Below are 25604 nucleotides of genomic sequence, written 5' to 3'. Positions count from 1 at the left end.
TAATGGGACGCTTGATACAACCGGTGCAGTCTTTGCTGTTGAATACTATGTCACCACTTCTACCGGCGTTATTGTTGGCAGCTTCTCGCTTCCGTCTAGGGCGGTCGGTGGCTCTCCTCCCGTCTTCTCGTCAGTTGCGATTTTAATAAACGTTCCTTCGACTGGAGTGGCGACAACATATACAATTACTGCGCTCGTCCCACAGTCGGGTAACAACTCCAATCAGGATTTTACCCAAGTTGCGGCAGGAACCTTTACGGTTCCGGCTTCTGGCGTTGGTGCGGTTACGGTTGCCGGTGCGGACGCCATTGCCGGCAACGGTGTCTTTGCGGTAACCCCTTCATCTGCCGGAACAAACATTGGCCCGACCGGCGCCACAGGTGCGACGGGTGCGGGCGCGACGGGTGCCACCGGCGCCACGGGTTCGACCGGCGCAACGGGTTCGACAGGTGCGGGCGCGACAGGTGCGACCGGCGCCACGGGCGCTACAGGATCGACCGGCGCCACAGGTGCGACTGGTGCCACGGGTTCGACTGGCGCCACAGGTTCGACTGGCGCCACCGGAGCCACAGGTGCGACCGGCAATACGGGCGCCACTGGTTCCACAGGCGCGACTGGTGATACGGGCGCCACAGGTTCGACCGGAGCAACCGGAGCCACAGGTGCGACCGGCGATACGGGCGCCACGGGTTCCACAGGCGCGACTGGTGATACGGGCGCCACAGGTTCGACTGGAGCAACCGGAGCCACAGGTGCAACCGGCGATACCGGTGCCACAGGTTCGACTGGCGCCACGGGCGATACTGGCGCTACGGGTGCGACCGGCGCAACCGGAGCCACAGGTGCGACCGGCGATACTGGAGCGACGGGCTCAACAGGTTCGACCGGCGCGACCGGCGATACGGGCGCCACGGGTTCTACTGGCGCGACTGGCGATACCGGCGCTACGGGTTCGACTGGAGCAACCGGAGCCACAGGTGCGACCGGCGATACGGGCGCCACAGGTTCGACTGGAGCTACTGGCTCGACTGGCGCCACGGGCGATACTGGCGCCACGGGTGCGACCGGCGCAACCGGACCCACAGGTGCGACTGGCGATACGGGCGCAACGGGTTCGACAGGCGCCGCTGGCAATACTGGCGATACCGGCGCAACTGGCTCGACCGGTGATACCGGCGCCACAGGTTCAACTGGAGCCACGGGCGCAACCGGTGATACGGGCGCGACTGGTGATACGGGCGCCACAGGTTCGACTGGAGCAACCGGAGCCACAGGCGCGACCGGCGATACCGGCGCCACGGGTTCAACCGGCGCCACAGGCGATACGGGCTCGACTGGTGCAACCGGCGATACCGGAGCCACAGGCGCGACCGGTGATACCGGTTCTACTGGCGCAACCGGCGATACCGGAGCCACGGGCTCTACCGGTGCCACAGGTTCGACCGGAGCAACCGGAGCCACAGGTGCGACCGGCGATACGGGCGCCACCGGCTCGACAGGGGCAACTGGCGATACCGGCGCAACAGGTTCGACTGGCGCAACCGGCGATACCGGAGCCACGGGCTCTACCGGTGCCACAGGTTCGACTGGRGCAACYGGAGCCACAGGTGCGACCGGCGATACCGGCGCGACGGGTTCAACCGGCGCCACTGGCGATACGGGAGCCACGGGTTCGACTGGAGCAACCGGAGCCACAGGTGCGACCGGCGATACYGGCGCSACGGGKTCRACCGGCGCSACYGGCGAYACGGGAGCCACRGGTTCGACCGGAGCCACAGGCGCGACCGGCGATACCGGTGCCACGGGTTCGACAGGCGCAACTGGCGATACGGGAGCCACAGGTTCGACTGGAGCAACCGGAGCCACAGGTGCGACTGGTGATACGGGCGCCACGGGTTCGACTGGAGCAACCGGAGCCACAGGTGCGACCGGCGATACCGGCGCCACGGGTTCGACAGGCGCCACTGGCGATACGGGAGCTACAGGTTCGACTGGAGCAACCGGAGCCACAGGTGCGACCGGCGATACCGGCGCCACGGGTTCGACCGGCGCAACCGGCGATACGGGAGCTACGGGTTCGACGGGAGCAACCGGAGCCACAGGTGCGACCGGCGATACGGGCGCCACGGGTTCGACTGGCGCCACGGGCGATACTGGCGCCACGGGTTCGACCGGCGCCACTGGTGATACTGGCGCTACGGGTGCAACCGGCGCGACCGGCGATACGGGCGCCACGGGTTCGACAGGCGCAACCGGCGATACGGGAGCCACAGGTTCGACTGGAGCAACCGGAGCCACAGGTGCGACCGGCGATACGGGAGCCACAGGTTCGACAGGCGCAACCGGCGACACGGGAGCTACTGGCTCGACCGGAGCAACCGGAGCCACAGGTGCGACCGGCGATACCGGCGCCACGGGTTCGACCGGCGCCACCGGTGATACTGGCTCGACCGGAGCAACCGGAGCCACAGGTGCAACCGGCGATACGGGTTCCACGGGCTCGACTGGGGCAACCGGCGATACCGGCGCCACGGGCTCCACCGGCGACACGGGAGCTACTGGCTCGACCGGAGCCACAGGTGCGACCGGTGATACGGGCGCCACGGGTTCGACAGGCGCGACCGGCGATACTGGAGCCACAGGTTCGACTGGAGCAACCGGAGCCACAGGTGCGACCGGCGATACCGGAGCCACTGGCTCTACCGGTGCAACCGGCGATACCGGTGCCACGGGTTCAACCGGAGCCACAGGTGCGACCGGCGATACGGGCGCCACGGGTTCGACAGGCGCAACCGGCGATACGGGAGCTACTGGCTCGACCGGAGCCACAGGTGCGACCGGCGATACGGGTTCCACGGGCTCGACTGGGGCAACCGGCGATACCGGAGCCACGGGCTCCACCGGTGCCACGGGTGCAACCGGCGATACCGGAGCGACGGGCTCAACAGGTTCGACCGGCGCAACCGGCGATACCGGAGCTACTGGCTCGACCGGTTCAACCGGAGCCACAGGTGCGACCGGCGATACGGGTTCCACGGGCTCGACTGGGGCAACCGGCGATACCGGAGCCACGGGTGCAACCGGCGATACCGGAGCGACGGGCTCAACAGGTTCGACCGGCGCAACCGGCGATACCGGAGCTACTGGCTCGACCGGTTCAACCGGAGCCACAGGCGCGACCGGCGATACGGGCGCCACCGGCTCGACTGGGGCAACTGGCGATACGGGAGCGACTGGCTCTACAGGCGCAACGGGTTCGACTGGAGCAACCGGAGCCACCGGCGATACCGGCGCAACGGGTTCGACCGGTGCAACCGGAGCCACCGGCTCGACTGGCTCGACTGGCTCGACTGGTTCGACCGGAGCGACAGGCTCGACGGGTGCCACTGGCTCGACTGGTGCGACTGGCGATACCGGCTCGACCGGAGCCACCGGCTCGACGGGTGCGACTGGCTCGACTGGTTCGACCGGCGCAACTGGCTCGACAGGTGCGACTGGCGATACCGGCTCGACCGGCGCAACTGGTGATACCGGCGCCACTGGCGATACTGGAGCCACAGGTTCGACTGGAGCAACCGGCGCCACAGGTGCGACCGGGGATACCGGAGCTACTGGCTCGACCGGTACAACCGGAGCCACAGGTGCTACGGGTTCCACCGGCGCAACTGGTGATACCGGCGCGACGGGCTCTACGGGTTCAACCGGAGCAACCGGCGATACTGGAGCGACGGGCTCTACCGGTGCCACTGGTTCGACTGGGGCAACCGGAGCCACAGGTTCGACCGGCGATACGGGTTCCACTGGCGATACCGGCTCGACCGGAGCGACGGGCTCGACTGGTTCGACCGGCTCGACTGGCTCGACAGGTGCGACTGGCGACACTGGTGCAACGGGTTCGACTGGCTCGACGGGAGCAACCGGCTCGACGGGTGCCACTGGTTCGACCGGCGATACCGGCTCGACTGGTGCGACTGGCTCGACTGGTTCGACCGGCGCAACTGGCTCGACGGGTGCCACTGGCTCGACTGGTGCGACTGGCGATACCGGCTCGACCGGAGCCACCGGCTCGACTGGTGCGACTGGCTCGACTGGTTCGACCGGCGCAACTGGCTCGACAGGTGCGACTGGCGACACTGGTGCAACGGGTTCGACTGGCTCGACCGGAGCAACCGGCTCGAAGGGTGCCACTGGCTCGACTGGTGCGACTGGCGATACCGGCTCGACCGGAGCCACCGGCTCGACTGGTGCGACTGGCTCGACTGGTTCGACCGGCGCTACTGGCTCGACAGGTGCGACTGGCGGCACTGGTGCAACGGGTTCGACTGGTGCGACTGGCGATACCGGCTCGACCGGAGCCACCGGCTCGACTGGTGCGACTGGTTCGACCGGCGCAACTGGCTCTACAGGCGCCACTGGCGATACTGGAGCCACAGGTTCGACTGGGGCAACTGGAGCCACAGGTGCGACCGGCGATACCGGCGCCACCGGCTCGACTGGCGCCACCGGCTCGACGGGTGCGACTGGCTCGACTGGTTCGACCGGCTCGACGGGTGCGACTGGCTCGACTGGTTCGACCGGCGCTACTGGCTCGACAGGTGCGACTGGCGACACTGGTGCAACGGGTTCGACTGGTGCGACTGGCTCGACCGGAGCCACCGGCTCGACTGGTGCGACTGGTTCGACCGGCGCAACTGGCTCTACAGGCGCCACTGGCGATACTGGAGCCACAGGTTCGACTGGGGCAACTGGAGCCACAGGTGCGACCGGCGATACCGGCGCCACCGGCTCGACTGGCGCCACCGGCTCGACGGGTGCGACTGGCTCGACTGGTTCGACCGGCGCAACCGGCTCGACGGGTGCGACCGGCTCTACCGGCGCTGCGGGCTCGACCGGTGCAACTGGCTCTACAGGTGCCACGGGTGCAACGGGTCATACCGGCGCTACGGGTTCGACTGGTGCGACTGGTCATACCGGCTCAACCGGCTCGACTGGAGCAACGGGTCATACTGGTGCGACCGGCGCCACGGGTTCGACGGGCGCCACCGGCCATACCGGCGCGACGGGCTCGACTGGTGCGACTGGTCATACCGGCTCTACCGGCTCAACCGGCTCGACTGGAGCAACGGGTCATACTGGTGCGACCGGCGCCACGGGTTCGACGGGCGCCACCGGCCATACCGGCGCGACGGGCTCGACTGGAGCAACTGGCTCTACAGGCGCCACGGGTTCGACTGGGGCAACCGGCGATACCGGAGCGACGGGCTCTACCGGTGCCACAGGTTCGACTGGGGCAACTGGGGCTACTGGTGCGACCGGCGATACCGGTGCCACAGGTTCGACTGGAGCAACCGGCGATACCGGAGCGACGGGCTCTACCGGTGCCACAGGTTCGACTGGGGCAACTGGAGCCACAGGTGCTACGGGTTCCACAGGCGCAACTGGCGATACCGGAGCAACCGGCTCGACTGGAGCGACGGGCTCTACAGGCGCCACGGGTTCAACCGGTGCAACCGGCGATACCGGAGCTACTGGCTCGACCGGTGCAACCGGAGCCACAGGTGCTACGGGTTCCACCGGCGCAACTGGTGATACCGGAGCGACGGGCTCTACAGGTGCTACGGGTTCGACTGGTGCAACCGGCGCCACGGGTTCGACTGGTGCGACTGGCCACACCGGTGCAACCGGCTCGACCGGCGCCACGGGTTCGACTGGTGCGACCGGCCATACCGGTGCGACTGGCTCTACCGGGGCTACCGGAGCAACGGGTCATACTGGTTCCACTGGTTCGACTGGTGCGACTGGTGCGACTGGTCATACCGGCTCGACCGGAGCAACCGGCTCGACTGGCGCCACTGGTTCGACCGGTGCGACTGGTCATACTGGCTCTACCGGAGCAACCGGCGCGACTGGAGCAACGGGTTCGACGGGTGCGACCGGCTCTACCGGCTCGACAGGCTCTACCGGTGCGACTGGCTCTACCGGGGCAACCGGAGCAACGGGTCATACTGGTTCCACTGGCGCCACTGGTTCGACGGGTGCGACCGGCCATACCGGTGCGACTGGCTCTACCGGGGCAACCGGAGCAACGGGTCATACCGGCTCTACCGGCGCCACTGGTTCGACTGGTGCGACTGGTCATACCGGGTCAACCGGCTCGACCGGAGCAACGGGTTCGACGGGCGCGACCGGCCATACCGGCTCGACCGGCTCTACCGGTGCGACTGGCTCTACCGGGGCAACCGGAGCAACGGGTCATACTGGCTCTACCGGAGCAACCGGCTCTACCGGAGCAACGGGTTCGACGGGTGCGACCGGCCATACCGGCTCGACAGGCTCTACCGGTGCGACTGGCTCTACCGGGGCAACCGGAGCAACGGGTCATACTGGTTCGACCGGCGCCACTGGTTCGACTGGTGCGACTGGTCATACTGGCTCTACCGGTGCAACCGGCTCGACCGGAGCAACGGGTTCGACGGGCGCGACCGGCCATACCGGCTCGACAGGCTCTACCGGCGCGACTGGCTCTACCGGGGCAACCGGAGCAACGGGTCATACTGGTACCACTGGCGCCACTGGTTCGACCGGTGCGACTGGTAATACCGGCTCGACCGGAGCAACCGGCGCGACTGGAGCAACGGGTTCGACGGGTGCGACCGGCCATACCGGCTCGACAGGCTCTACCGGTGCGACTGGCTCTACCGGGGCAACCGGGGCGACCGGCGCGACTGGAGCAACGGGAGATCCAGGCGCCACGGGTTCTACGGGTGCGACCGGCCATACCGGTGCAACCGGCTCGACCGGAGCGGCGGGCTCGACCGGTTCCACAGGTGCGCCTGGTCCGACTGGTGCGACCGGTTGGGGCGGTGATCATGACAAGTATGACCAGCATGGTCACCATGGCCATCATGGCAACAACGGCAACGGGAATGGCAATGGCAATGGCAACGGCCACGGCCACGACAACGACCACAAGAACAGCAGCAATTCAGGGAACGGACACAACAAGCATGACCACGATGGCAAGCCGGGTAACGGTCACGCCGGCAAGGTCACGTTCGAGTCGCTCGGGCTCAAGGACGCTGCGAAATTCCTGCAGTCGGGCTCGACACATGGCAACAGTGATCACGGCAGCCATGCGTCGTTCCGCAACCTGATCGGCCTGGCGTCCACATCCGTGACGACAGACCTGCTCAATGTCCTCAAGACGATTAGCGGATTTGGCCAGAACCAGAACAAGCCGTCGGGGGCGAGCACGGATCTCAGCTCGGACCAGACAAAGCATGGCGCCGGCTTCGCCAGCAACGACCACACCGCCAAGACCCTGAAGGATCTCTTGAAGCCGCACGAGTGAGCAAGAACCTTGAAGAGAGACGACCGACAGAAAAACGTGCGCGCGGATCTCGCGGGAGAGCGGATTCGCGCGTTCATCATCTCAAGACAAGGAGTGGCATGAGAGTCGCGCGGCCGATCAGTTCGGAGTACAGTGGGGCATTGCGGGAAACCGAGGCTGAAACGCCTCGGCCCGGGCATTGTTGAACCTCGCCCTGCGTACCGGATGAGAAGTCTATGGTGAACGTCCCTGTGAATGCCGAAAACCAGCCGGTCCCGATCCGTGCCGGCACCGAAGCCGAAGTCGCGACGGGCAGGGCGGACGGCGAAAACGCGGCCAGGATTCCCGGCGGACCCGCCGAGTTTGACCGGATCCAGCCGCGCCTCAAGGCGATGCTGCGGGTCGCGCGCTATCATGGCGTCGAACTCGACCCCAACGAGTTCAGGGCGGCCATCCCAAGCCCGGTCCCGAACGCGGCTGACCTCTCGCAATGGGCCCAGAACGGCGGCATGTGGTCGCGCGCGCTTCGTATCCGCTGGTCGCATCTCCTGCGCTTCGAGCACACGGGGCCGGTCGTCCTGCTGTTCAATGACGGTGGCGCGGGTCTGCTCACCGGGGCCAGCCCGGAGCGGAAGGTCGTCTTCCTCAAGAGCGCGGGCGCGCCAGATGATGACGAAGCCATCGCCATCGACGAGTTGCGGCTGTCGCAGGTGTGGACGGGTGAGGCGGTGTTGTTGCGTCCGGCGCGATCCTACATCGCGGCCGATGCGCCTTTCACCCTTCGCTGGTTGATCGACCTGGTACGGCAAGAAAGCCGTTCCATGCGTGACATCGGTATCGCCTCGTTCACGCTCAGCGTCCTTACCGTTCTGCCGCCGATCATCGTCATGACGTTGGTCAACAAGGTGCTGCAGTTCAACAGCGTTTCGACCCTCGTGCTGCTGTCGGCCATAATCGCCGTCCTGTTCGTTTACGAGACGCTCCTCGGTCACGCCCGAAGGCTGATCATCAACGTCGTCGGCGCCAGGCTGGACACCAAACTGAACTTGCATGTCTTCAGCAGGCTCCTGCGTCTGCCACTTGACTATTTCGAGCGTCATCCGGCCGGCCAGACGATGTATCACCTCGCGCAGATCTATCGCATCCGCGAGTTCCTGACCGGAAAACTCCTCAGCACGTTCCTCGATCTGATCACGCTCTGCGTGCTGATCCCGGTGATGTTCTACATCAACGCCACCCTTGGCTGGATCGTGCTTGCCTGCGCGGGCGTGATCATGCTGATCATCTTCGCCTTTCTCGCACCCCTGCGCCGCAGCTACCAGCAGGTGGTTGAAGCGGAGACCTGGAAGTCGGCGGCGCTCGGCGAAACCGTTGTCGGCATCAAGACGGTGAAGGCGCTCGGTCTGGAGCCGCAACGCAAGGCGCTTTGGGACGAGCGGGTGGCGGACGCGGGCAGGGCCCGCCTTGCCTTCGGGCAACTCGCCAACTGGCCGCAGACGCTTGTCACGCCAATCGAGCGTGTGATGGTCCTCGGAACCATGTTGATCGGCGCTTATCTCGCGATGAGCGACACCTCTGGCTACATGATCGGCAGCCTGTTCGCATTCATGATGATCGCCCAACGCGTCGCGCAGCCTCTCGTTGGTCTTGCTCGACTGGTCGAGGACTTCGAGGAGGTAGGGGCGGCAATCGGCGAAGCAGGATCCGTCCTCAACCGACCCCTGGAAAGCAGTTCGAATTCCACCGGCCTAAGGCCGAAGCTCGTTGGCGAGATCAGTTTCCGTGACCTGACCTTCTCCTACCTCGGCACCAAGACGCCGGCGCTCGACCGGGTCAGCTTCGACATTCCGGCAGGGACGATGTTCGGCATCGTCGGGCGTAGCGGTTCGGGAAAATCGACGGTTGCGCGGCTGCTGCAGGGGATCAATCGCGATTACAGCGGTTTTCTCAAGCTGGATGGCGTCGACCTCAAGGAAATCAACCTGCGTCACCTTCGCCAGGGGCTCGGCGTGGTCCTCCAGGACAATTTTCTGTTCCGCGGGTCGATTCGCGACAACATCATCGCCGGGCGCCCCGGCCTGACCCTTTCGGATGCCATGCGAGCCGCCCACCTTGCCGGCGCCGAAGAATTCATCGAACGCATGCCGAACGGCTATGACACCTATATCGAGGAAGGGTCGCCCAACCTGTCGGGCGGTCAAAAGCAGCGGCTGGCGATCGCGCGCGCGCTCATCCACAATCCGACCGTCCTGATCCTCGACGAGGCGACCAGCGCGCTTGACCCGGAGAGCGAGGCGGTGGTCAGCGCCAATCTCATGCGCATCGCCAAGGGCCGCACGATGATTATTGTCTCGCACCGGCTTGCCTCGCTGACCGAGTGCGACCAGATCCTGGTCATGGATCAGGGCAAGGTCCTCGATGTCGCGCCGCACGCGACCCTGCTCGAACGATGCGCGCTCTACCGCCAGCTTTGGTTGCAGCAGAACCGACATCTCGACAGCCGTCACGGTCGTCTGGCCGCCGTGCCGCCGCGACTTGTTTGAGCATCGGCTTCGGGGCGCCCCATGAGCAGCATCAGCATCACCCAATCCAGCCTTCCCGCCCGCCGGCGCCGGACAGAACCAAGCGATCCGACGATGCCCGCCATCCTGGAATTCCAGTGGCCGTCGACGGCTATCGCCAATGCGCCTGTTCCGCGAATGGCGCGCAGCATCGTCTACATCATCTTGAGCATGGTCATCGCCCTGATAACACTTGCAGGGATCATACCGGTCGATCAGGTCGTCACCACCAGAGGGCTTGTGGTCTCGCAATCGCCAAACATCGTGGTGCAGCCGCTCGAGACAGCCATCGTGCGCTCGATCGAGGTACGCGAAGGACAGCGCGTGCGAGCCGGTCAAACGCTTGCGCGCCTCGATGCGACCTTCGCCTCGGCTGACCTCACCGCGCTGGCGACACAGGTTTCGACGCTTGAGGCCGAAGTGGCGCGGTTGAAGGCGGAGGCCGACGGCAAGCCCTTCAACTATGACGGCCTGGACCCGAGCTGGACCTTGCAGGCGTCGATCTATGATCGCCGCAAAGCCGTCTACGACGCCAAGCTGTCGAGTTTCGACCGGCAGAGCGATGAACTCAGTTCCGTGATCTCGCGTTCCCAGTCCGATGCTGACGGCTACCGCCAGCGGCTGGCCGTCGCGGCCTCGATCGAACAGATGCGCAAGCAACTGGAAGAAAGACAGGTGGGGAGCCGCCTCAACACGCTTCTGGCCGAGGACAACTCGGCGGAAATGTCCCGGGCGCTCGGCAACGCCTTGCAGACATCGGAAGCCGCCAAGCGACAGCAGGCGACGGTGTCCGCGGACCGCGATGGCTACATCCAGAGCTGGCGCGCGGAAGTCTCGCAGGGCCTGTCTGAGGCGGGATCGCGCATGTCGGACGCCCGCGAGCTTCTCAACAAGGCAAAGCTGCGCAAGCAACTGGTCGAGCTGAAGAGCGAGGCGGACGCCATCGTCCAGTCGGTAGCCAAGGTCTCCGTCGGCTCGATCCTGCAGTCCGGCGACCGATTGATCACGCTGGTGCCGGACGACGCGGTGCTGGAGATCGAGACGAACATTGTCGGTCGCACCAGTGGGTTCGTCCACGTCGGCGACCCCGTGGCCATCAAGTTCGACACCTTTCCTTATTCGCAATATGGCCTGGCTCATGGCACTGTGCGCGCGGTCAGCCCGGATTCCTTCTCGGCTCGCGAACAAGCGCGCGACCCGAACAGCTCGTTGGCCATGCTGCCATCGGACACTGACCTGTTCTATCGCACGCAGATTTCCATCGACCAGGTCGCCCTCCATGGCGTGCCCGCCAGTTTCACGATCAGCCCCGGCATGCCGGTGACCGCCGACGTCAAGGTCGGCCGCCGCACCGTGCTCAAGTACATTCTCGGCGCCATGCTCCCCGTAGGCCAGGAAGCGATGCGGGAGCCATAGGCTTGGGTGCCGTGCCGCGACAAACGGAGGTATGAGTTCTCGCATCGATGGCAATCCTTGACCGGCTGACTGCCCTTGCCCCGCCGGCGCTGGTGTTGCGCCGGGCGATAAAGCTTTCCGACAGCGGCAAGCCTTCAGAAGCCTTTCCGCTGATGGCAATTGCCGCGCGCGCCGGCATCACCGAGGCCGAATACCGGGTCGCTCGTTGCTATCTCGAAGGTTTGGGTGTGCCGCCGAGCCGGTCGGAAGGCGCGCGCTGGCTGCGGCGGGCGGCCGATCACGGCAGCCCCGATGCGCAGTCGCTTCTCGCCGCGCTTTACGTGGCTGGACTGGCGACACAGGAGCCCGACGGCAATCGCATCGGATCGGAAAGCCTGTTCGAGCGGGATTCCTCGCGGCAGCCGGAATTCGCGCCGGCGCTCGGTCTCGCGAAAAAAGCAGCCGAAGCCGGCTCCGCGACCGGGCAGGCAATCCTCGGCTATATCCTCAGCAGAGGCCCCGAAGCGATGCGCGACCTCGATGCGGCGCATGGCTGGTATGAGAAGTCCGCGGCCGCCGGCTGCCCCGAGGGATGCCTGGGCCTTGCTCTTTCGCTCGCCCGGCGCAGGCAACCTGGGCAGGCGGACAAGATTGCCGCCGAGGTTCGACGCGCTGCCGACGCGGGCCTGCCCACCGCAATCTACCTCCTTGGGGTGCTGACCGAGCATGGGCGTGGCGTGCCGGTCGATCGAGCGGCAGCGGCGCGACTGTATCAGCTCGCTGCCGAGAAAGGCCTTCCCTCGGCCCAGTTCCGGTTGGGATTGGGGCTCATCGACGGTGGCCTTGCGGGTCAGGATATCGCGGCCGGCGAGGCGTGGCTGCGGCGCGCCGCATTGGCGGGAAATATCGAGGCAGCCTACCGTCTCGGCGATCGGTATGTGAAGAGTTCGCAGCCGGACTATGCGGAGGCCGCGACGTGGTATCGACGCGCGGCCGATGCAGGCCATCAGGCCGCCGCCCGCGCCTTGGCATCGCTCTATCTCTCGGGAAACGGTGTCGCCCAGGACGTCGAGGAGGGAGCGCGCTGGCTGCGCACGTCCGCAAATGCGGGAAATCAGGAAGCGCAGGTCGACTTTGCCAATCTGGTCCTCGAAGGGGCAGGCGAGCCTGACGACCGCGACCGCGCCAGTATTGCCGGATGGTTCGAGGCGACCGCCTCGTCGGGCGATCTGGTTGCAGCCTTCAACCTCGGGCTCTGCTTTGCCCAGGGCGTCGGCGTGCGAAAGGACGAGGAGCAGGCGGCGCTATGGGTGAGGCGCGCGGCCGAAGGCGTGGCCGAGGCGCAATATGCGTATGCGCGCATGCTACAGGATGGGCGCGGCGTGGCCGCCGACCAGAAACAGGCCCGCCTCTGGTTTGAGCGGGCGGCCAACGCCGGCATGGTCGACGCGCAGGTGGCGCTTGCCGAAATGCTCCTCAATGGGCGCGGCGGCGCATCCTTGCCCGTGGCTGCGGCGCAGTTGTTCAAGCGGGCAGCCGCCGCCGACCACGTCGGGGCGATGTTTGCGATCGGCGCCCTGTACGGGAGCGGCCAGGGCCTGTCACTCGACCCGGCGGCAGCGCAGAAATGGTTCACGGCCGCCGCCGAGCGGGGACACGGCCAGGCCCAACTCATGCTCGGGCGCTATCTTTCCAATGGCCTTGCCGGGGACCACGACCCGGCAGCCGGTCGTGTGTGGTTCGAGCGAGCGGCTGCACAAGGTGTTCAGGAAGCCGTCGACGAACTCGCCGAGTTCGCCTCGACTTGAGGCTGGTGTGGCGGTCGCTACAGGTTTGCCACACGACGCGCTTACCGGATCGGCGTCTCGCCGCGAAACAGTGGCTGGTGCGCCCGCATCAAGGTGGCGATCCGGTCGGCGACCTTTCGCACCGGCGGGGCGTGACGCTCCTCGTGATGGGTGACGATCCACTGGTCTGTTTCGAGTTCGGGGATAGGGTGGGCGACGCGAACCAGCCGCGGATCGCTGTCACCGACGAAGCACGGGAAGACCGAAAGGCCGGCGCCGGCGGCCACCAGTTCGCGCACCGAATGGGTGTTGTTGCCGCGCACCGCGATGCGGTCGCCATGATGGGCTTGCAGCCAGCGCGCCGAAGCAATGTTTGCCCCTTCGCCGGTGACGCCGACGAACAGCCCGGCGGCGATGCCGTTGATCAGGTGGCGTCCGGAATAAATGGCGTGGGCGACCTTGCCGCTTAGACGGCCGGCCAGCCACTGTTCGGTCGGGCGCTCGCTTCGGATGCCGATGTCGGCGGCACGGCGTCCGATATCGACCCGGTCGGTGGTGGTGACGAGTTCCACCCTGATGCCGTCATCGACCGTCCAGATCTCGCCGATATGGGCGGAGACGAAGGCCGAGGTCCAAGGCCCAGCCGAGACGCGGACGATGCGGTCGGGCAGGCTTCCCTCCCGCCAGCGGGTCAGCGACTGCATTGCCGCCTCGACGTCCTCGGCGCGCCGCAGCAGTTCTTCGCCGACCGGGGTCAGCCGGTAGCCGGTCTGCTGGCGCACGAACAGCGGTTCGCCGATCTGCTTTTCGAGCGCGGTGACGCGTCGTCCAAGCGTGGCTGCGCTGAGCCGCGTGGTTCTTGTCGCCGCGCTGAGGCCACCCAGCCGCGCAACGTCGAGAAACAACCTTAGATCGTCCCAGCCGATATCCATTTTGCAGAAATGAAAAACTCCTTGCGACCCTGGCTGTAGCGCGAAGCGGGCATCATACGCAAGCATGCAGGCCTTGGAGGCGTTGGACAATCCTGCCTGGCGGGACCGTGCCCAAGCACCTCGGCTGGCCAGCAAGCCAGTGCAACCCCTTCGATCGCGCATGCGCTTGGCACGGATGCTTTGCGCTTTCGACCAACCATGCGCGCTGGCCATCCGCGCGCCAAAAGGAGACGATCATGCTGGATCACCTTCGACGCCGTTTCGCCCGCTGGCGGGCCTATCGCCAGACGCTTGCGCGCTTGAGGCATGTGTCGGACAGCACGCTGGCGGATGCCGGCATTTCCCGTCAGGAGATCCGCAAGCGCGCCCGCCAAGCCAGCCAGCGTCTTTGAGATCGTGGAGGGGGGCATGCAGATGATGGAGCCGCGGTGATGGCCGAGATCGATGCCGTGCTGAACGCTCAAGGTACCGGTGCGCCGGCTTCGATCAGCCGGGCCTGCTTGAGATCGGCCCACAAAGCCGGCGGAATGTCCTCGCGCAGGTAGGCCAGATTCTGTTTCAGCTCGTCGGCTGATCGCGCGCCTGGAATGACGCTTGATACGAGGGGATGGCCGAGCGGGAACTGAAGCGCGGCCGCCGGCAGCGACACCTTGTGACTCATGCAGATCGCCTCGATGCGGCGGACGCGCTCGAGCACCGGCTCAGGCGCCGGCCTGGTGTTGAAGGTTGCGCCCTTGACGGCGCCGGTGGCCAGGATGCCGGAATTGTAGGGCCCGCCGATGATGATCCTGGTGCCGCGTTGCTCGCACAGCGGCAGCAAGGTCGCCAGCGGCTCCTGCTCGAGCAAGGTGTAGCGGCCGGCGAGCAGGAAATAGTCGAACGCACCCGCCACGACGAAGTCGGACAGCATCTGCCATTGGTTGATGCCGACGCCGACCGCCTTGATGACGCCTTGCGAACGCAATTCGTCGAGCGCTGGATAGGCGCCGTCCATCGCTTCCCTGAAACGGCTCCTGGCATAGGGATCCTCGCCGGGGTCGAAATGAATGGCTTCGTCCGGATCATGGATCGAGACCATGTCGACATAGTCGGTGTCGAGGCGCTTCAGCGTTCCTTCGAGCGAACGCATCACGGCGTCGCGCGAATAGTCGAACTCGGCGCGGAATGAACCGGGCTGGTCCCACAGCGCCGGCTGAAGCTCCTCGGGCGGGATCGGCACGAGGTCGTAGCCGATCTTCGACGAGATGACGATGTCCGCGCGGGGTAAGGATCTGACCGCCAGCCCAAGCCGGGTCTCGCTGACGCCAAAGCCATAGACGGGTGCTGTGTCGAAATAGCGGATGCCATTGTCATAGGCCGCGTGCACCGTCTGGACCGCGGCGTCGGTGTCGACGGCGCGATACATATTGCCCAGCCCGGTGCCGCCGAGTCCGATCGTCGTCACCTTCAGGTCGTTCTTCGCGACAGCCCTGAATTCGATTTCAGCCATTTTCTCTTCCTGTGATCGCTGCTGTTCTTCGTGCCGGCCAAGCGGCTTCCCGCACCACGCTCGGGCCGCGAAAGGCCGGTCGTGAATCCGGTGTCGAAAAAGCATTGACACAAAAGTTGTCATATAACAATGTAACCAGACGACAAATGTGGGCAAGCCCGCAAAACGAAGAGGGAGGAACAAAGTGGACGACGAAACGAAAAATCAGATGGAGACGGTCAATGCCGCCATCAGCCGGCGCAGTGCCTTTGCGCTGGCCGGCAAACTCGGCCTCGGTGCCGCCGGCCTGGCCAGCGGATTGGCGGGTGCCGGACTTGCCGGCGGTGTCAGCGCCGCCAAGGCAGCGGATTCATCGGCTGGCCTGCCGAAGAAGCCCTACAAGTTCCACTTCGTCTGCCATGTGACGCTCGACCAGTTCTTCACCCCGACCGTCTATGGCATCCAGGACGCCTGTGCCGCCTTTGGCTGCAGCTACCAGTGGACGGGTTCGCAGAAGAACGTCGTCTCCGAGATGGTCAGCGCCATGCAGACCGCGATTGCGCAGAAATCGGACGGCATCGCCGTCTGCCTGGTCGATCCGACCGCCTTCGACGCCGCCACCGACATGGCCGCCCAGGCCGGCATTCCGGTCGTCGCCTTCAACGCCGACGTGCCGGTCGGCAGCCCCAACAAGCGGCTGTCCTATGTCGGCCAGCCGCTCTATCAGTCCGGCTACAACTCGGCGCTGAAGTGGCTGAAGCTGATCCCCAAGGGCGGCCACGTCATGCTGTCGATCGGCGTGCCCGGCTCGCTCAACACACAGCCGCGCCTCGATGGCTACATCCAGGCGATCAAGGACAGCGGCAGCGGCGTCACTTACGATGTCGTCAACACCGGGCCTGATCCGGCAACCGAAATCTCGCGCGTCGAGAGCTACTATCTCAGCCACAAGGACGTGAAGGGTATGTTCGGCACCGGCGGTTCCGATACGTACGCCTGCGGTTTCATCTCCAACAAATATGGCCTGGTGAAAGCCGGCGGCGCCGTGGCCGGCTTCGACCTCTTCCCGCAGACGCTGGACTTCATCAAGTCCGGCGACGTCAACTTCACCACCGACCAGCAGGCCTATCTTCAGGGCTTCCTGCCGGTCCAGCAGATGTATCTCTACAAGCTGTCGGGCGGTCTCGTCGGTCCGGCCAACAGCGATACCAGCCAGGCCTATGTGACCAAGGACAACGTCGACGCCTATGTCGGCAAGTCTCGCTTCGAGGGCCGCAGCGACGTCGAGCCGACCTGACGCAGTTCAGCCAAGCGAAAACTCCTGCCCTCGCCACGTCATTGTCCGATGACGTGGCGAGGGCGCCGCTGACTGCCGCCGGCTTGCCCGTCGCCGATCCCCGCCCAGAATTCGAAATCAGGAAGACAAGAGTGCCGCCAATCGCAACCGCAAAAGCCGGGAAGGGCGCCGTTGGCGTCAAGGTTCCGCAGACGACGACGGAGAGGCTGCTCATCCTGCTTTCCCGTTATCGCGAGGCCAGCATCGCCGTCGTCGCCATCGTGCTTGTGGTCTATTTCCAGGTCGGCAGCGATGGCGGATTCCTGTCGCCACAATTCATGAGCGTCGTGCTGCGCGACACCGGCCGGCTCGGCTTGATCGCCGCTGCCGAAGTCATGCTGATGATCACCGGCGAGATCGACCTTTCGCTGAGCGCCATCTTCTCGATCGCGCCCTATGTCATGGCGCTGATGTCAGTCACCTGGGGCGTGCCGCTGGCCGTCGGCGCCGTTGTCGGCGTCTTGATCGGCGTGCTGGTCGGCGCCATCAACGGCATCATCACGGTGCGTTTCCGCGTGCCGTCGCTGATCACCACGGTCGGCATGCTGTTCTTCCTGCAAGGCATCGTCGTCTCGATCTACAACAGCCAGCCGATCGTGGCGCCGGTCGAGCAGCCGTTCAACGCGATCTTCGGGCAGAGCCTCTACCAGCCGTCGGATGCGCTCCTCTCCTGGCATGGCGTGACCGCCTTCACGCCCTTCCTGTGGGCGGTGCTGATCGTGCTGGCGCTGGCACTGGCGCTGAACCGCACCACCTTTGGCCTGCACACGATTGCGACCGGCAGCAACATCATCGGCGCGCGTGAAATCGGTGTGCGCACCGACCGCATGAAGATCTATAATTTCATGATCGCCGGCGGCTGCGCGGCCTTCGCCGGCATCATCAACACCGCCCAGTTTACCTCAGCCGACCCGCAGGCCGGCAGCCCCTTCCTCACCTTGCAGGCGATCGCGGCCGCGGTCATCGGCGGCACCTCGCTGCTGGGTGGCTCCGGCACCGTCATCGGCGCGCTGATCGGCGCGTTCGTGGTCGCTTCGCTCAACAACGGCCTGGTGATGATCGGTGCCCAGGCCACCGTTTCCGACATCTATCTGGGCGCCGCCATCATCGCGGCGATGATCCTGAGCATCCAGGTCGACCGGCTGCGCACACGGAGGCGCCTATGAACACGCAGACCATTCCGCCGCTCGCGCCCGATGCGCCAGTCGTCCTGGAAATGTCCAACATCTCCAAGAGTTTCGGCGCCGTCACAGCGTTGGTCGACGTCTCGATCAAGCTGCGCCGGGGCGAGGTCCTGGCCCTGGTCGGCGACAATGGCGCGGGCAAGTCGACGTTGATCAAGATCCTGTCAGGATTTCACCAGCCCGACACCGGCACGATCGTCTCGCAAGGCAAGGAAGTGCGTTTCGCCTCGCCGCGCGACGCACGCGCCCAGGGCATCGAAACCGTCTACCAGGACCTTGCGCTGATCGGCGACCTCAGCGTCTTCCACAACATGTTCCTCGGCCGCGAATACCACAAGCGCATCCTGGGGCTGAACCTGCTCGACAACAGGAAGATGCGCGAACAGGCGCAGATCTACCTGGACACGCTGGGCATCTCGTTTCCCAGCGTCAACAGCACCGTCGACCTCCTTTCGGGCGGACAGCGCCAGTGCATCGCGGTTGCCCGCTCGATCTATTCGTCGCCCAGGATCCTGGTGCTGGACGAGCCGCTGGCGGCACTCGGCGTGCGCGAGAGCGCGCATGTCCTGGGCCTGATCCAGAACCTGCGCCAGCAGCGGCAGGTCTCGGTGATCCTGATCGTCCACAACTACAACCAGATCTTCGAAGTCTGCGACCGCATCAACTTCCTGCATTCGGGCGAGGTCGCGCTGGACGCCTCCACCGCCGACACCAGCGAGGAGGAATTGATCCGCATCGTTAAGTCGGGCCTCGGCCGCAAGGCGATCGACGCCGCCGCGGCCGAAGTCCGGCCCGGCATCGTATGAACCCACCCAACGCCACGGCTGCCAAAATTCCTGCCGGCCAAACCGTCCAAGCCGATTTGTCGACCCCACACACGGAGTACTCGTTTTGACGTTCTCACCGACCGAGCTGACCAAATCCCTTGGCCGCGGGCTGCTGTCCTTTCCGCTGACCTTTTTCGACGATGCCGGCGCCTTCAACGAAGCGGGCTATCGCGCCCATGTCGCGCAGCAGGGCGCTGCCGGAGCGAGCGGGCTTTTCGCCGCCGGCGGCACGGGGGAGTTCTTCTCGCTGACGCTCGAGGAATACAAGCGTGTCGTGCGGGCGGCATCGGATGAGGTTCCCGACCACCTGCCGCTGCTGGCGGGCGTCGGCTACGGCACGCATATGGCGGTCGAGTTTGCCAAGGCAGCCGAGGCCAACGGCGCCGACGGCCTGCTGGTGCTGCCGCCCTATCTGGTCAAGTCCGAGCAGGAAGGCCTACGCCGGCATCTGACCGCCATCTGCCGCTCGGTCGGTATCGGCGTGATCGCCTACAACAGGGACAATGCGGTGCTGACGCCCGAGACCCTCGACCGGTTGGCGCAGGATTGCCCGAACCTGATCGGGCTCAAGGACGGCGTTGGCGATATCGAGCTTCTCACCGCCTTGCGCTACCGGATGGACGACCGCCTGATCTTCATCGGCGGCATGCCGACGGCCGAAGTCCATGCCAGTGCGGCCGCGGCAATAGGCATGACGACCTATTCGTCGGCGATCTATAATTTCGCTCCCGAGATGGCGCTGCGTTTCTTCAACGCCTTGCGCGCCGGCCGCATGGCCGAGGTCGGCGAGCTCATCCGCAGCTTCTTCCTGCCCTATCTCGCCATCCGCAACCGGCGCGCCGGCTATGCCGTCTCGATCGTCAAAGCCGGCGCGCGCATTGCCGGGATCGACTGTGGACCGGTCCGGTCGCCGCTGCTTGACCTCACAGTGGATGAAGAACGGCAGCTCGCGGCGCTCATGCAGTCCTGCCGCATGCCGGTTGGAGAGCTGGCGTGAGATCACGGAATGAAGGTCAGGCGTGTGGCCGTGCTACGAGCTGACCGAACCGTCGACCATGCGGCGATAGCGCTCGCGGCCCGCCTCCAGATGCTCGCGCAAGGTGAAGCGGGCGGCCTCGACATTGTGCCGCTCGATGGCTTGATAGATGCGGCGGTGCTCCGTCTGGACCTGCTCGAGATAAAGCCGCCGCTGCTCCGGCGTCTCAGTCCGCGGGCGGATCGACTGGCGCGGAATGATGACGGGTCCCAGAAAATGCATGAAGCGCTCGAAATAGGGATTGCCGGTGGCCGAGGCGATCGCCCGGTGGAAGGCAAAATCCGGTTCGATGGCGCTGTCGCCGGCAGCGATCGACGCGTCGATGGCGACAAGGCAATCGCGCATGCGGGCAAGGTCGTCGTCGCTGCGCTTCTCGGCGGCGATGCCGGCGGCTTCGAGTTCCACGGCGAGCCGCAGCTGCAACACGTTCTGGACTTCCGTCAGCGAACGAAGTTCGTCGGAGACGATGCGAAATGTGGTGTTGGCCTCGTGGTCGGCGACGAACACGCCCGAACCCTGGCGGCTGACGACCAGCCCTTCCGAGCGCAGCGAGGCCATCGCCTCGCGTATCACCGTACGGCTCACTCCGAATTGCGCGATCAGTTCCTGCTCGGTCGGCAGTTTCTCGCCACTGGTCAGATGACCGGCGCGTATTTCGCGCGCAAACCAGTCGGCCACCTGCGCCGTACGGCTGATCTGAGGGGGAAGGCCAAAGGAACGTTTCATCGCCACCAAGCAATAAACGAACCGCTGTTCTTGGCAACCGATTATTTATATGGTGATATGATGACATTGCTGGGGCGCTTGAACCGCCCAACAGCCGTTCGCCTTGCCGAGCCGGCACGAACATCTCTCCCGATTTCCCTATCATGAAAGGACAGGGATTGGCTCTCTCCGACAAACCAGTGCTGCTGACCGGGGCATCCGGCACGATTGGACGCCTGCTTTCGGTCAGGCTGGCAGAACTGGGCTGGACCTTGCGGCTGACCGATGTCGCGCCCTTGCCAATCCCGCTGCCGCAAAACGCAAGTTTCGATCGTGTCGATCTCGAGGACCAGCAGGCGGTGAACGATCTTGCCCAAGGCTGCGGGCTGATCCTGCATTTCGGCGGCATATCCACCGAGCAGTCCTTCGAGACCGTGCTCGGCCCCAACCTGCGCGGCAGCTACCACATCTACGAGGCGGCGCGCAGCCAGAAGGCACGCGTGGTTTTTCCTTCCTCCGTGCATGCGGTGGGCCTCTATGAGCGGACCGAGATTCTCGACCAGGACTGCTTGTTGCGCCCGGATGGTTATTACGGCCTGTCGAAGGCCTATGGCGAAATGCTGGCGCGGCTTTACTGGGACAAGCATGCGGTCGAAAGTGTGCTGATCCGCATCGGCTCGGTGTTGCCGGAAGTTCCCGACGAACGCATCCTGTCGACCTGGATATCCCACGGCGATTTCGTCAGCCTGATCGAGCGCTGCGCCGGGGCCGAGCATGTCGGCTGCTCGGTGGTCTGGGGACAGTCCAACAACAGCCGCGGTTTCTGGCGGCATGATGCCAGGCAAAAGATCGGCTGGACGCCGCTGGACAGTTCCGACAGCCAGGCCGAGCGCGTGCGTGGCAAGGTGACGGACAACCCGGTCGTGGAGCGATACCAGGGCGGCAAGTTCATCGTCGTCGACTACAGCCGCGCCGACTTCCCGCCGCGTTCGATGTTCCCGGACGAGTGAGCTGCTTACGCCGGCAACCGGGCTCGCCCGGCGATCATGTCGGCGGCCTTTTCGGCGATCATGATCACTGCGGCGTTGGTGTTTGACGACACGATGCTTGGCATCACCGAGCTGTCGCAGACGCGCAGGCCCTGAAGCCCGCGCACGCGAAGCTCGGGATCGACGACGCTTTGCGCATCGCCGCCCATCCGGCAGGAGCCGACCGGATGGTAGGCGCTGCGGCCATGTTCGCGGGCGAAGGCTTCCAGCGCCGCGCGTCCATTGGTTGCCGCACCCGGAAGATGCTCCCGGCTGATATATTTGGCGAAGGCCGGCTGGGACAGGATCTCGCGGCTGATCTCGATGCCGTCGACGGCGCGCTCCAGGTCGTAGCGTTCGGCAAAAGGGTTGGGATCGATGATTGGCGGATCGCGCGGATCCGCTGACCTCAGCGTGACGCTGCCGCGCGAGCGGGGGCGAACGTGGTAGGAATTCAGCGTGCAGCCATTGCCGCCGGGCACCGAGCCGATGCCTTCCTCGACGCCGGCGCCAGGCAGGAAATGAAACTGGATGTCAGGCGTCTTCTCCGCACGGTCGCCCCACCAGAAGCCGCCGGCTTCGACGATGTTCGAGGCCACCGGTCCCTTGCCGAACAGCGCGTATTCGAGGCCGGCGACCGCCTGCCAGCGCTTCTTCTTGTAGCGGTCGATGCCGTGTGGCCCGTTGAGTTCGGCGACGACATCGACATCCATGTGATCGTGAAGGTTCTGGCCGACGCCGGCGAGGTCGTGGATCACCTCGATGCCGTGCGTGCTGAGATGCTCGGCCGGGCCGATGCCGGACAGCATCAGAAGTTTGGGCGAGCCGATGGCGCCGGCGGTGACGATCACCTCGCGCCCGGCGCGCAACAATTCGGTACTGCCATTGGCGACGATCTCGACGCCGATGGCGCGGCCGTTCTCGACAACGATGCGGCTGACCGTGGCGTCGGTGCGCAGCGTCAGGTTCTTGCGGCCGAGCGCCGGCCTGAGATAGGCGACCGCCGTGCTGCTGCGTTTCCCCTGACGCGTCGTCGTCTGGTAGAATCCGGTGCCTTCCTGCTGGCCGGCATTGAAATCGGCCCTGAAGGGAAGACCCGCCTGCTGCGCCGCCTTGACGAAGACCCGCGTCAGCGGATGCGGCGCGCCGCTCGAAACCCCGAGCGGGCCATCTGTGCCGTGCTGCGGACCGGCGAAGGTGTCGTTGCCCTCGGAGCGCCGGAAATAGGGCAGCAAGTCGGCGTAGCTCCAGCCGCTGCAGCCATCGTCGACCGCCCATCCGTCGTAATCCTGCGGGCAACCGCGGGTGAACACCTGGGCGTTGATCGAGGAACCGCCACCGAGCACGCGCGCCTGCGGATAGACCATGGTGCGGCCCTCGATCGCCTTGCCGGGCGCCGTGTCATAGCCCCAGATCAGCGGCCCGGCCGTCATCTTGAAGAAGCCGACCGGCAGATGGATGTAGCGATCGGTGTCCCGCGGCCCGGCCTCCAGCAGGACGACGGACAGGTCGGGATCCTCGCTCAGCCTGGCAGCCAGAATGCAACCGGCCGAGCCGCCGCCGACGATGATGTAATCCGGCATTCTCGCTCCCTCATGTGGGCACAATCGGCGCCCCCTCGTGTGCGCGACGATCTCAAGTCCCTTGTGCCGCGTCAAGAGAAAGGGTATGGTTGCCGTGTTGAAGGGTTGTCGTACAAGTGAGGAGCTTGGCAACCCGTCGATCGGAGGCCCGGCCGCGCTCCCCGCGCAAGCCGCCGGGCGGGAAACAGAATTCAATCGGGAGGTTCGATACATGAAGGACAGGACAGGTTTCACGCTTTCCGGCGCGGTCAGCCGCCGGACGCTGATGATGGGCGCCACCGCCGGCATGGCGGCGTTCGCCATGCCAAAGGTTTTGCGCGCGCAGGAAAAGCCGACTTTGGTGACGTCGATCCGCTCGTTGTCCAACCCCTACCACGCGGTGTGGAAGACCGGCGCTGAGGCCTACGCCAAATGGGCCGGGCTCGAACACGTCACGCTGGTTTCGGAAGGCAACAGCGAGAAAGGCATCGCCGACATCAAGGCCATGCTGGCCAAGACCGGCGGCAACATGGTGCTCAATTCCGATCCCAACGACACGCCTGATGCCCGCCCGATCGTCGAGGCCTGCGCCAAGGCCGGCGCCTATGTCGTGACGCAATGGAACAAGCCGGCGGATTTGCATCCCAAGGACTTCAACCCGAACTATGTTTCCCACATCGAGTTCGACGGCATTGCAAGCGGCAAGACCATCGCCGAGATCCTGTTCAAGACCATCGGCGGCAAGGGCGGCATCGTCGCCCTCGGCGGCCTGATCTCGACCACGGCGGCGATCGAGCGCAAGAAGGGCCTCGACGCCGCGCTCGCCGCCAATCCCGACATCAAGCTGCTCGACTTCCAGGTCGCCAACTGGAAATCGACCGAAGCCTTCGACCTGATGGGCAATTTGCTCACCCGCTTCGGCGACGACATCAAGGGCATCTGGGCCGCCAATGACGACATGGGCTCCGGCGCGCTCGAGGCACTGCGCGCCGAGAACCTTGCCGGCAAGGTGCCGATCGTCGGTGTCGACGGCATCAAGACGGCGGTCGACGCGGTGCGCACCGGCGAGTTCGCCTGCACCGTCACCTCGGATCCGTTCTGGCAGGGCGGCATGGGTCTGGCCATCGGCTACAACGCCAAGATCGGCAAGTTCGACCCGGTCAAGGAGCCGCCGGAACACCGCGAATTCTACGGCAAGGCGGTGCTGATTTCGCACGACAATGTCGAGGAATATTACAAGACCAATGTCGACGCCAAGCCGGAGATCGACTGGAACGATCTTTGGGGTCGGGTGACCGGAGCCATCCGGACCTGACCACCGGGGCGGGCTGCTGCTCCCTGGCGGCCCGCTCCCCTTTATAGTCGTCGTGCATCGCACCGGCGATGGTCATCAGCAGACGGGAAGCGGTTTCTTGACAATCCATACAGAACCCCTGAAGTCCGTTTCGGACATCGAGCGGACGACGCTTATGACATTTCTCCCCGGCCGCATCGCCACCATGTTCGGCGGCAGGCGCTGGCGCAGCCTGGGGCCGCTGGCAGTGCTGGTCGTGCTCTGCCTGCTGATCGCCATTGCCAATCCGAATTTCATCGAGCTGCGCAACCTGGTGCGCCTCGCCAACTCCGCCGCCGTGCCGCTGACGTTGGCGATGGGGCTGACCTTCATCATCCTGATGGGCAGCATCGACCTCTCGGTCGAGGGCACGCTGTCGGTCTCGGCGATGGTGGTGGTGCTGCTCGCCGCCAATGACAGCAACGGCAACGACCATGGCTGGTGGGCGGTACTGGCCGCCATCGTCGCCGGCACCGCCATGGGTTTCGCCAGCGGCCTCGTCCAGACCATGCTGCGCATCCCGTCCTTCATGGCCACGCTCGGCATGTGGTTCATCGGCCTTGGCCTGTCGGTCTATATGCTCGGCGGCTCGGCGATCCGTCTCAACGATGCCTCGATCCGCGAGCTGGCATTGGCCCGGTTCCTCGGCCTGCCGCTGGCGGTGTGGGTCGCCACCGGGGCGTTCCTGCTCGCCGCCGTCATCCAGTATCACACCAAGCTCGGACGCCACATCCTGGCCATCGGCGGTGACGAGGACGTCGCCAAGCTCTCCGGCGTCAACGTGGTGCGCGTGCGCATCACCGCCTTCGCGCTGGCCGGTTTCTTCTTCGGCATTGCCGGCGTGCTTGCCGCGGCACAGCTCGGCCAGTCGCATGCCGTCATCGGCGACGGCCGGCTGTTTGCCGCGGTCACCGCCGTCGTCGTCGGCGGCACGGCCTTGACCGGCGGCGAAGGCGGCGTCGTCAACACGCTGATCGGCGTGCTGATCGTCACCGTGCTCGCCAACGGCATGATCCTGCTCGGCATTTCGCCCTACATCCAGCAGACGGTGCAGGGCCTGATGATCATCGCCGCGGTGGCGCTGTCGCTCGACCGCGTCCGCCTCAGGATAGTCAAGTGA

The 25604-nt window shown here is 65.5% G+C and carries 17 protein-coding genes; 13 read left to right on the top strand and 4 right to left on the bottom strand.

Annotated elements, in window-relative coordinates:
* Positions 1-359 precede the first annotated feature (359 nt).
* The 5 genes from AC1D2G_RS11885 (at position 360) to AC1D2G_RS11865 (ending at position 13094) form a co-directional block, all read left to right on the top strand.
* Positions 360-7154, top strand: a complete 6795-nt coding sequence (locus AC1D2G_RS11885) for a hypothetical protein (protein ID WP_477414098.1) — start codon at positions 360-362, stop codon at positions 7152-7154.
* A 20-nt stretch (positions 7155-7174) separates the two neighbouring features.
* Positions 7175-7351, top strand: a complete 177-nt coding sequence (locus AC1D2G_RS11880) for a hypothetical protein (RefSeq protein ID WP_477414134.1) — start codon at positions 7175-7177, stop codon at positions 7349-7351.
* Between the two features lie 215 nt (positions 7352-7566).
* Positions 7567-9873 carry a peptidase domain-containing ABC transporter gene (locus AC1D2G_RS11875; protein ID WP_477225745.1) on the top strand — a complete coding sequence of 769 codons (2307 nt, stop codon included), beginning with the start codon at positions 7567-7569 and terminating at the stop codon, positions 9871-9873.
* A 21-nt stretch (positions 9874-9894) separates the two neighbouring features.
* The gene (locus AC1D2G_RS11870; protein WP_477225746.1) at positions 9895-11307 is read left to right on the top strand and encodes an HlyD family type I secretion periplasmic adaptor subunit; all 1413 of its coding nucleotides are present in this window, start codon (positions 9895-9897) and stop codon (positions 11305-11307) included.
* A 152-nt stretch (positions 11308-11459) separates the two neighbouring features.
* A complete protein-coding gene (locus AC1D2G_RS11865) occupies positions 11460-13094 on the top strand; it encodes a tetratricopeptide repeat protein (protein ID WP_477414096.1) in 1635 nt (544 codons plus the stop codon).
* Positions 13095-13135: 41 nt separating this feature from the next.
* Here AC1D2G_RS11865 and AC1D2G_RS11860 read toward each other — a convergent pair whose 3' ends face one another.
* Positions 13136-14005: a LysR family transcriptional regulator gene (locus AC1D2G_RS11860; protein WP_477414094.1), complete on the bottom strand. Its 870-nt coding sequence runs from the start codon at positions 14003-14005 to the stop codon at positions 13136-13138.
* A 236-nt stretch (positions 14006-14241) separates the two neighbouring features.
* On the opposite strand from AC1D2G_RS11860, the gene AC1D2G_RS11855 reads away from it, so the two are divergent.
* On the top strand, positions 14242-14397 hold the full coding sequence (locus AC1D2G_RS11855; RefSeq protein ID WP_477414092.1) for a YjiS-like domain-containing protein: 156 nt from the start codon (positions 14242-14244) through the stop codon (positions 14395-14397).
* A 68-nt stretch (positions 14398-14465) separates the two neighbouring features.
* Here the strand turns inward: AC1D2G_RS11855 and AC1D2G_RS11850 are convergent, their stop codons facing one another.
* Complete coding sequence (locus tag AC1D2G_RS11850; RefSeq protein WP_477414090.1) at positions 14466-15494, bottom strand: aldo/keto reductase; 1029 nt, start codon at positions 15492-15494, stop codon at positions 14466-14468.
* A 184-nt stretch (positions 15495-15678) separates the two neighbouring features.
* Between AC1D2G_RS11850 and AC1D2G_RS11845 the strand changes: the two genes are divergently transcribed.
* The 4 genes from AC1D2G_RS11845 to kdgD all read left to right on the top strand — a co-directional run bounded on the left by AC1D2G_RS11845 (position 15679) and on the right by kdgD (position 19817).
* The gene (locus AC1D2G_RS11845; RefSeq protein ID WP_477414088.1) at positions 15679-16770 is read left to right on the top strand and encodes a substrate-binding domain-containing protein; all 1092 of its coding nucleotides are present in this window, start codon (positions 15679-15681) and stop codon (positions 16768-16770) included.
* A 131-nt stretch (positions 16771-16901) separates the two neighbouring features.
* Positions 16902-17975, top strand: coding sequence for an ABC transporter permease (locus AC1D2G_RS11840; protein ID WP_477414087.1), 1074 nt, complete (start codon positions 16902-16904; stop codon positions 17973-17975).
* Entirely contained in the window at positions 17972-18799 is an 828-nt protein-coding gene (locus AC1D2G_RS11835) for an ATP-binding cassette domain-containing protein (RefSeq protein WP_477414085.1), read from the top strand. Before AC1D2G_RS11840 ends, AC1D2G_RS11835 begins: the two co-directional genes overlap by 4 nt.
* Before the next feature lie 85 nt (positions 18800-18884).
* Entirely contained in the window at positions 18885-19817 is a 933-nt protein-coding gene (gene kdgD, locus AC1D2G_RS11830; RefSeq protein ID WP_477414083.1) for a 5-dehydro-4-deoxyglucarate dehydratase, read from the top strand.
* A 33-nt stretch (positions 19818-19850) separates the two neighbouring features.
* On the opposite strand, the gene AC1D2G_RS11825 is transcribed toward kdgD, so the two are convergent.
* Positions 19851-20582 (bottom strand): FadR/GntR family transcriptional regulator, encoded by a 732-nt coding sequence (locus tag AC1D2G_RS11825; protein ID WP_095080558.1) that lies wholly within the window; start codon positions 20580-20582, stop codon positions 19851-19853.
* A gap of 158 nt (positions 20583-20740) precedes the next feature.
* On the opposite strand from AC1D2G_RS11825, the gene AC1D2G_RS11820 reads away from it, so the two are divergent.
* On the top strand, positions 20741-21571 hold the full coding sequence (locus AC1D2G_RS11820; protein WP_477414081.1) for an NAD-dependent epimerase/dehydratase family protein: 831 nt from the start codon (positions 20741-20743) through the stop codon (positions 21569-21571).
* Positions 21572-21576: 5 nt separating this feature from the next.
* On the opposite strand, the gene AC1D2G_RS11815 is transcribed toward AC1D2G_RS11820, so the two are convergent.
* Positions 21577-23172, bottom strand: a complete 1596-nt coding sequence (locus AC1D2G_RS11815) for a GMC family oxidoreductase (RefSeq protein ID WP_477414079.1) — start codon at positions 23170-23172, stop codon at positions 21577-21579.
* Positions 23173-23383: 211 nt separating this feature from the next.
* Here AC1D2G_RS11815 and AC1D2G_RS11810 point away from each other — a divergent pair, with 211 nt between their 5' ends.
* Together AC1D2G_RS11810 and AC1D2G_RS11805 are read left to right on the top strand one after the other, a co-directional pair.
* Entirely contained in the window at positions 23384-24466 is a 1083-nt protein-coding gene (locus AC1D2G_RS11810; protein WP_477414077.1) for a sugar ABC transporter substrate-binding protein, read from the top strand.
* 154 nt (positions 24467-24620) lie between these two features.
* Positions 24621-25604 carry an ABC transporter permease gene (locus tag AC1D2G_RS11805; RefSeq protein ID WP_477414075.1) on the top strand — a complete coding sequence of 328 codons (984 nt, stop codon included), beginning with the start codon at positions 24621-24623 and terminating at the stop codon, positions 25602-25604.

The sequence above is a fragment of the Mesorhizobium sp. P2_C7 genome (assembly GCF_056404515.1).
Note: the sequence above shows the minus strand (reverse complement) of the source record. Positions and strands in the feature narration are given on the sequence as shown.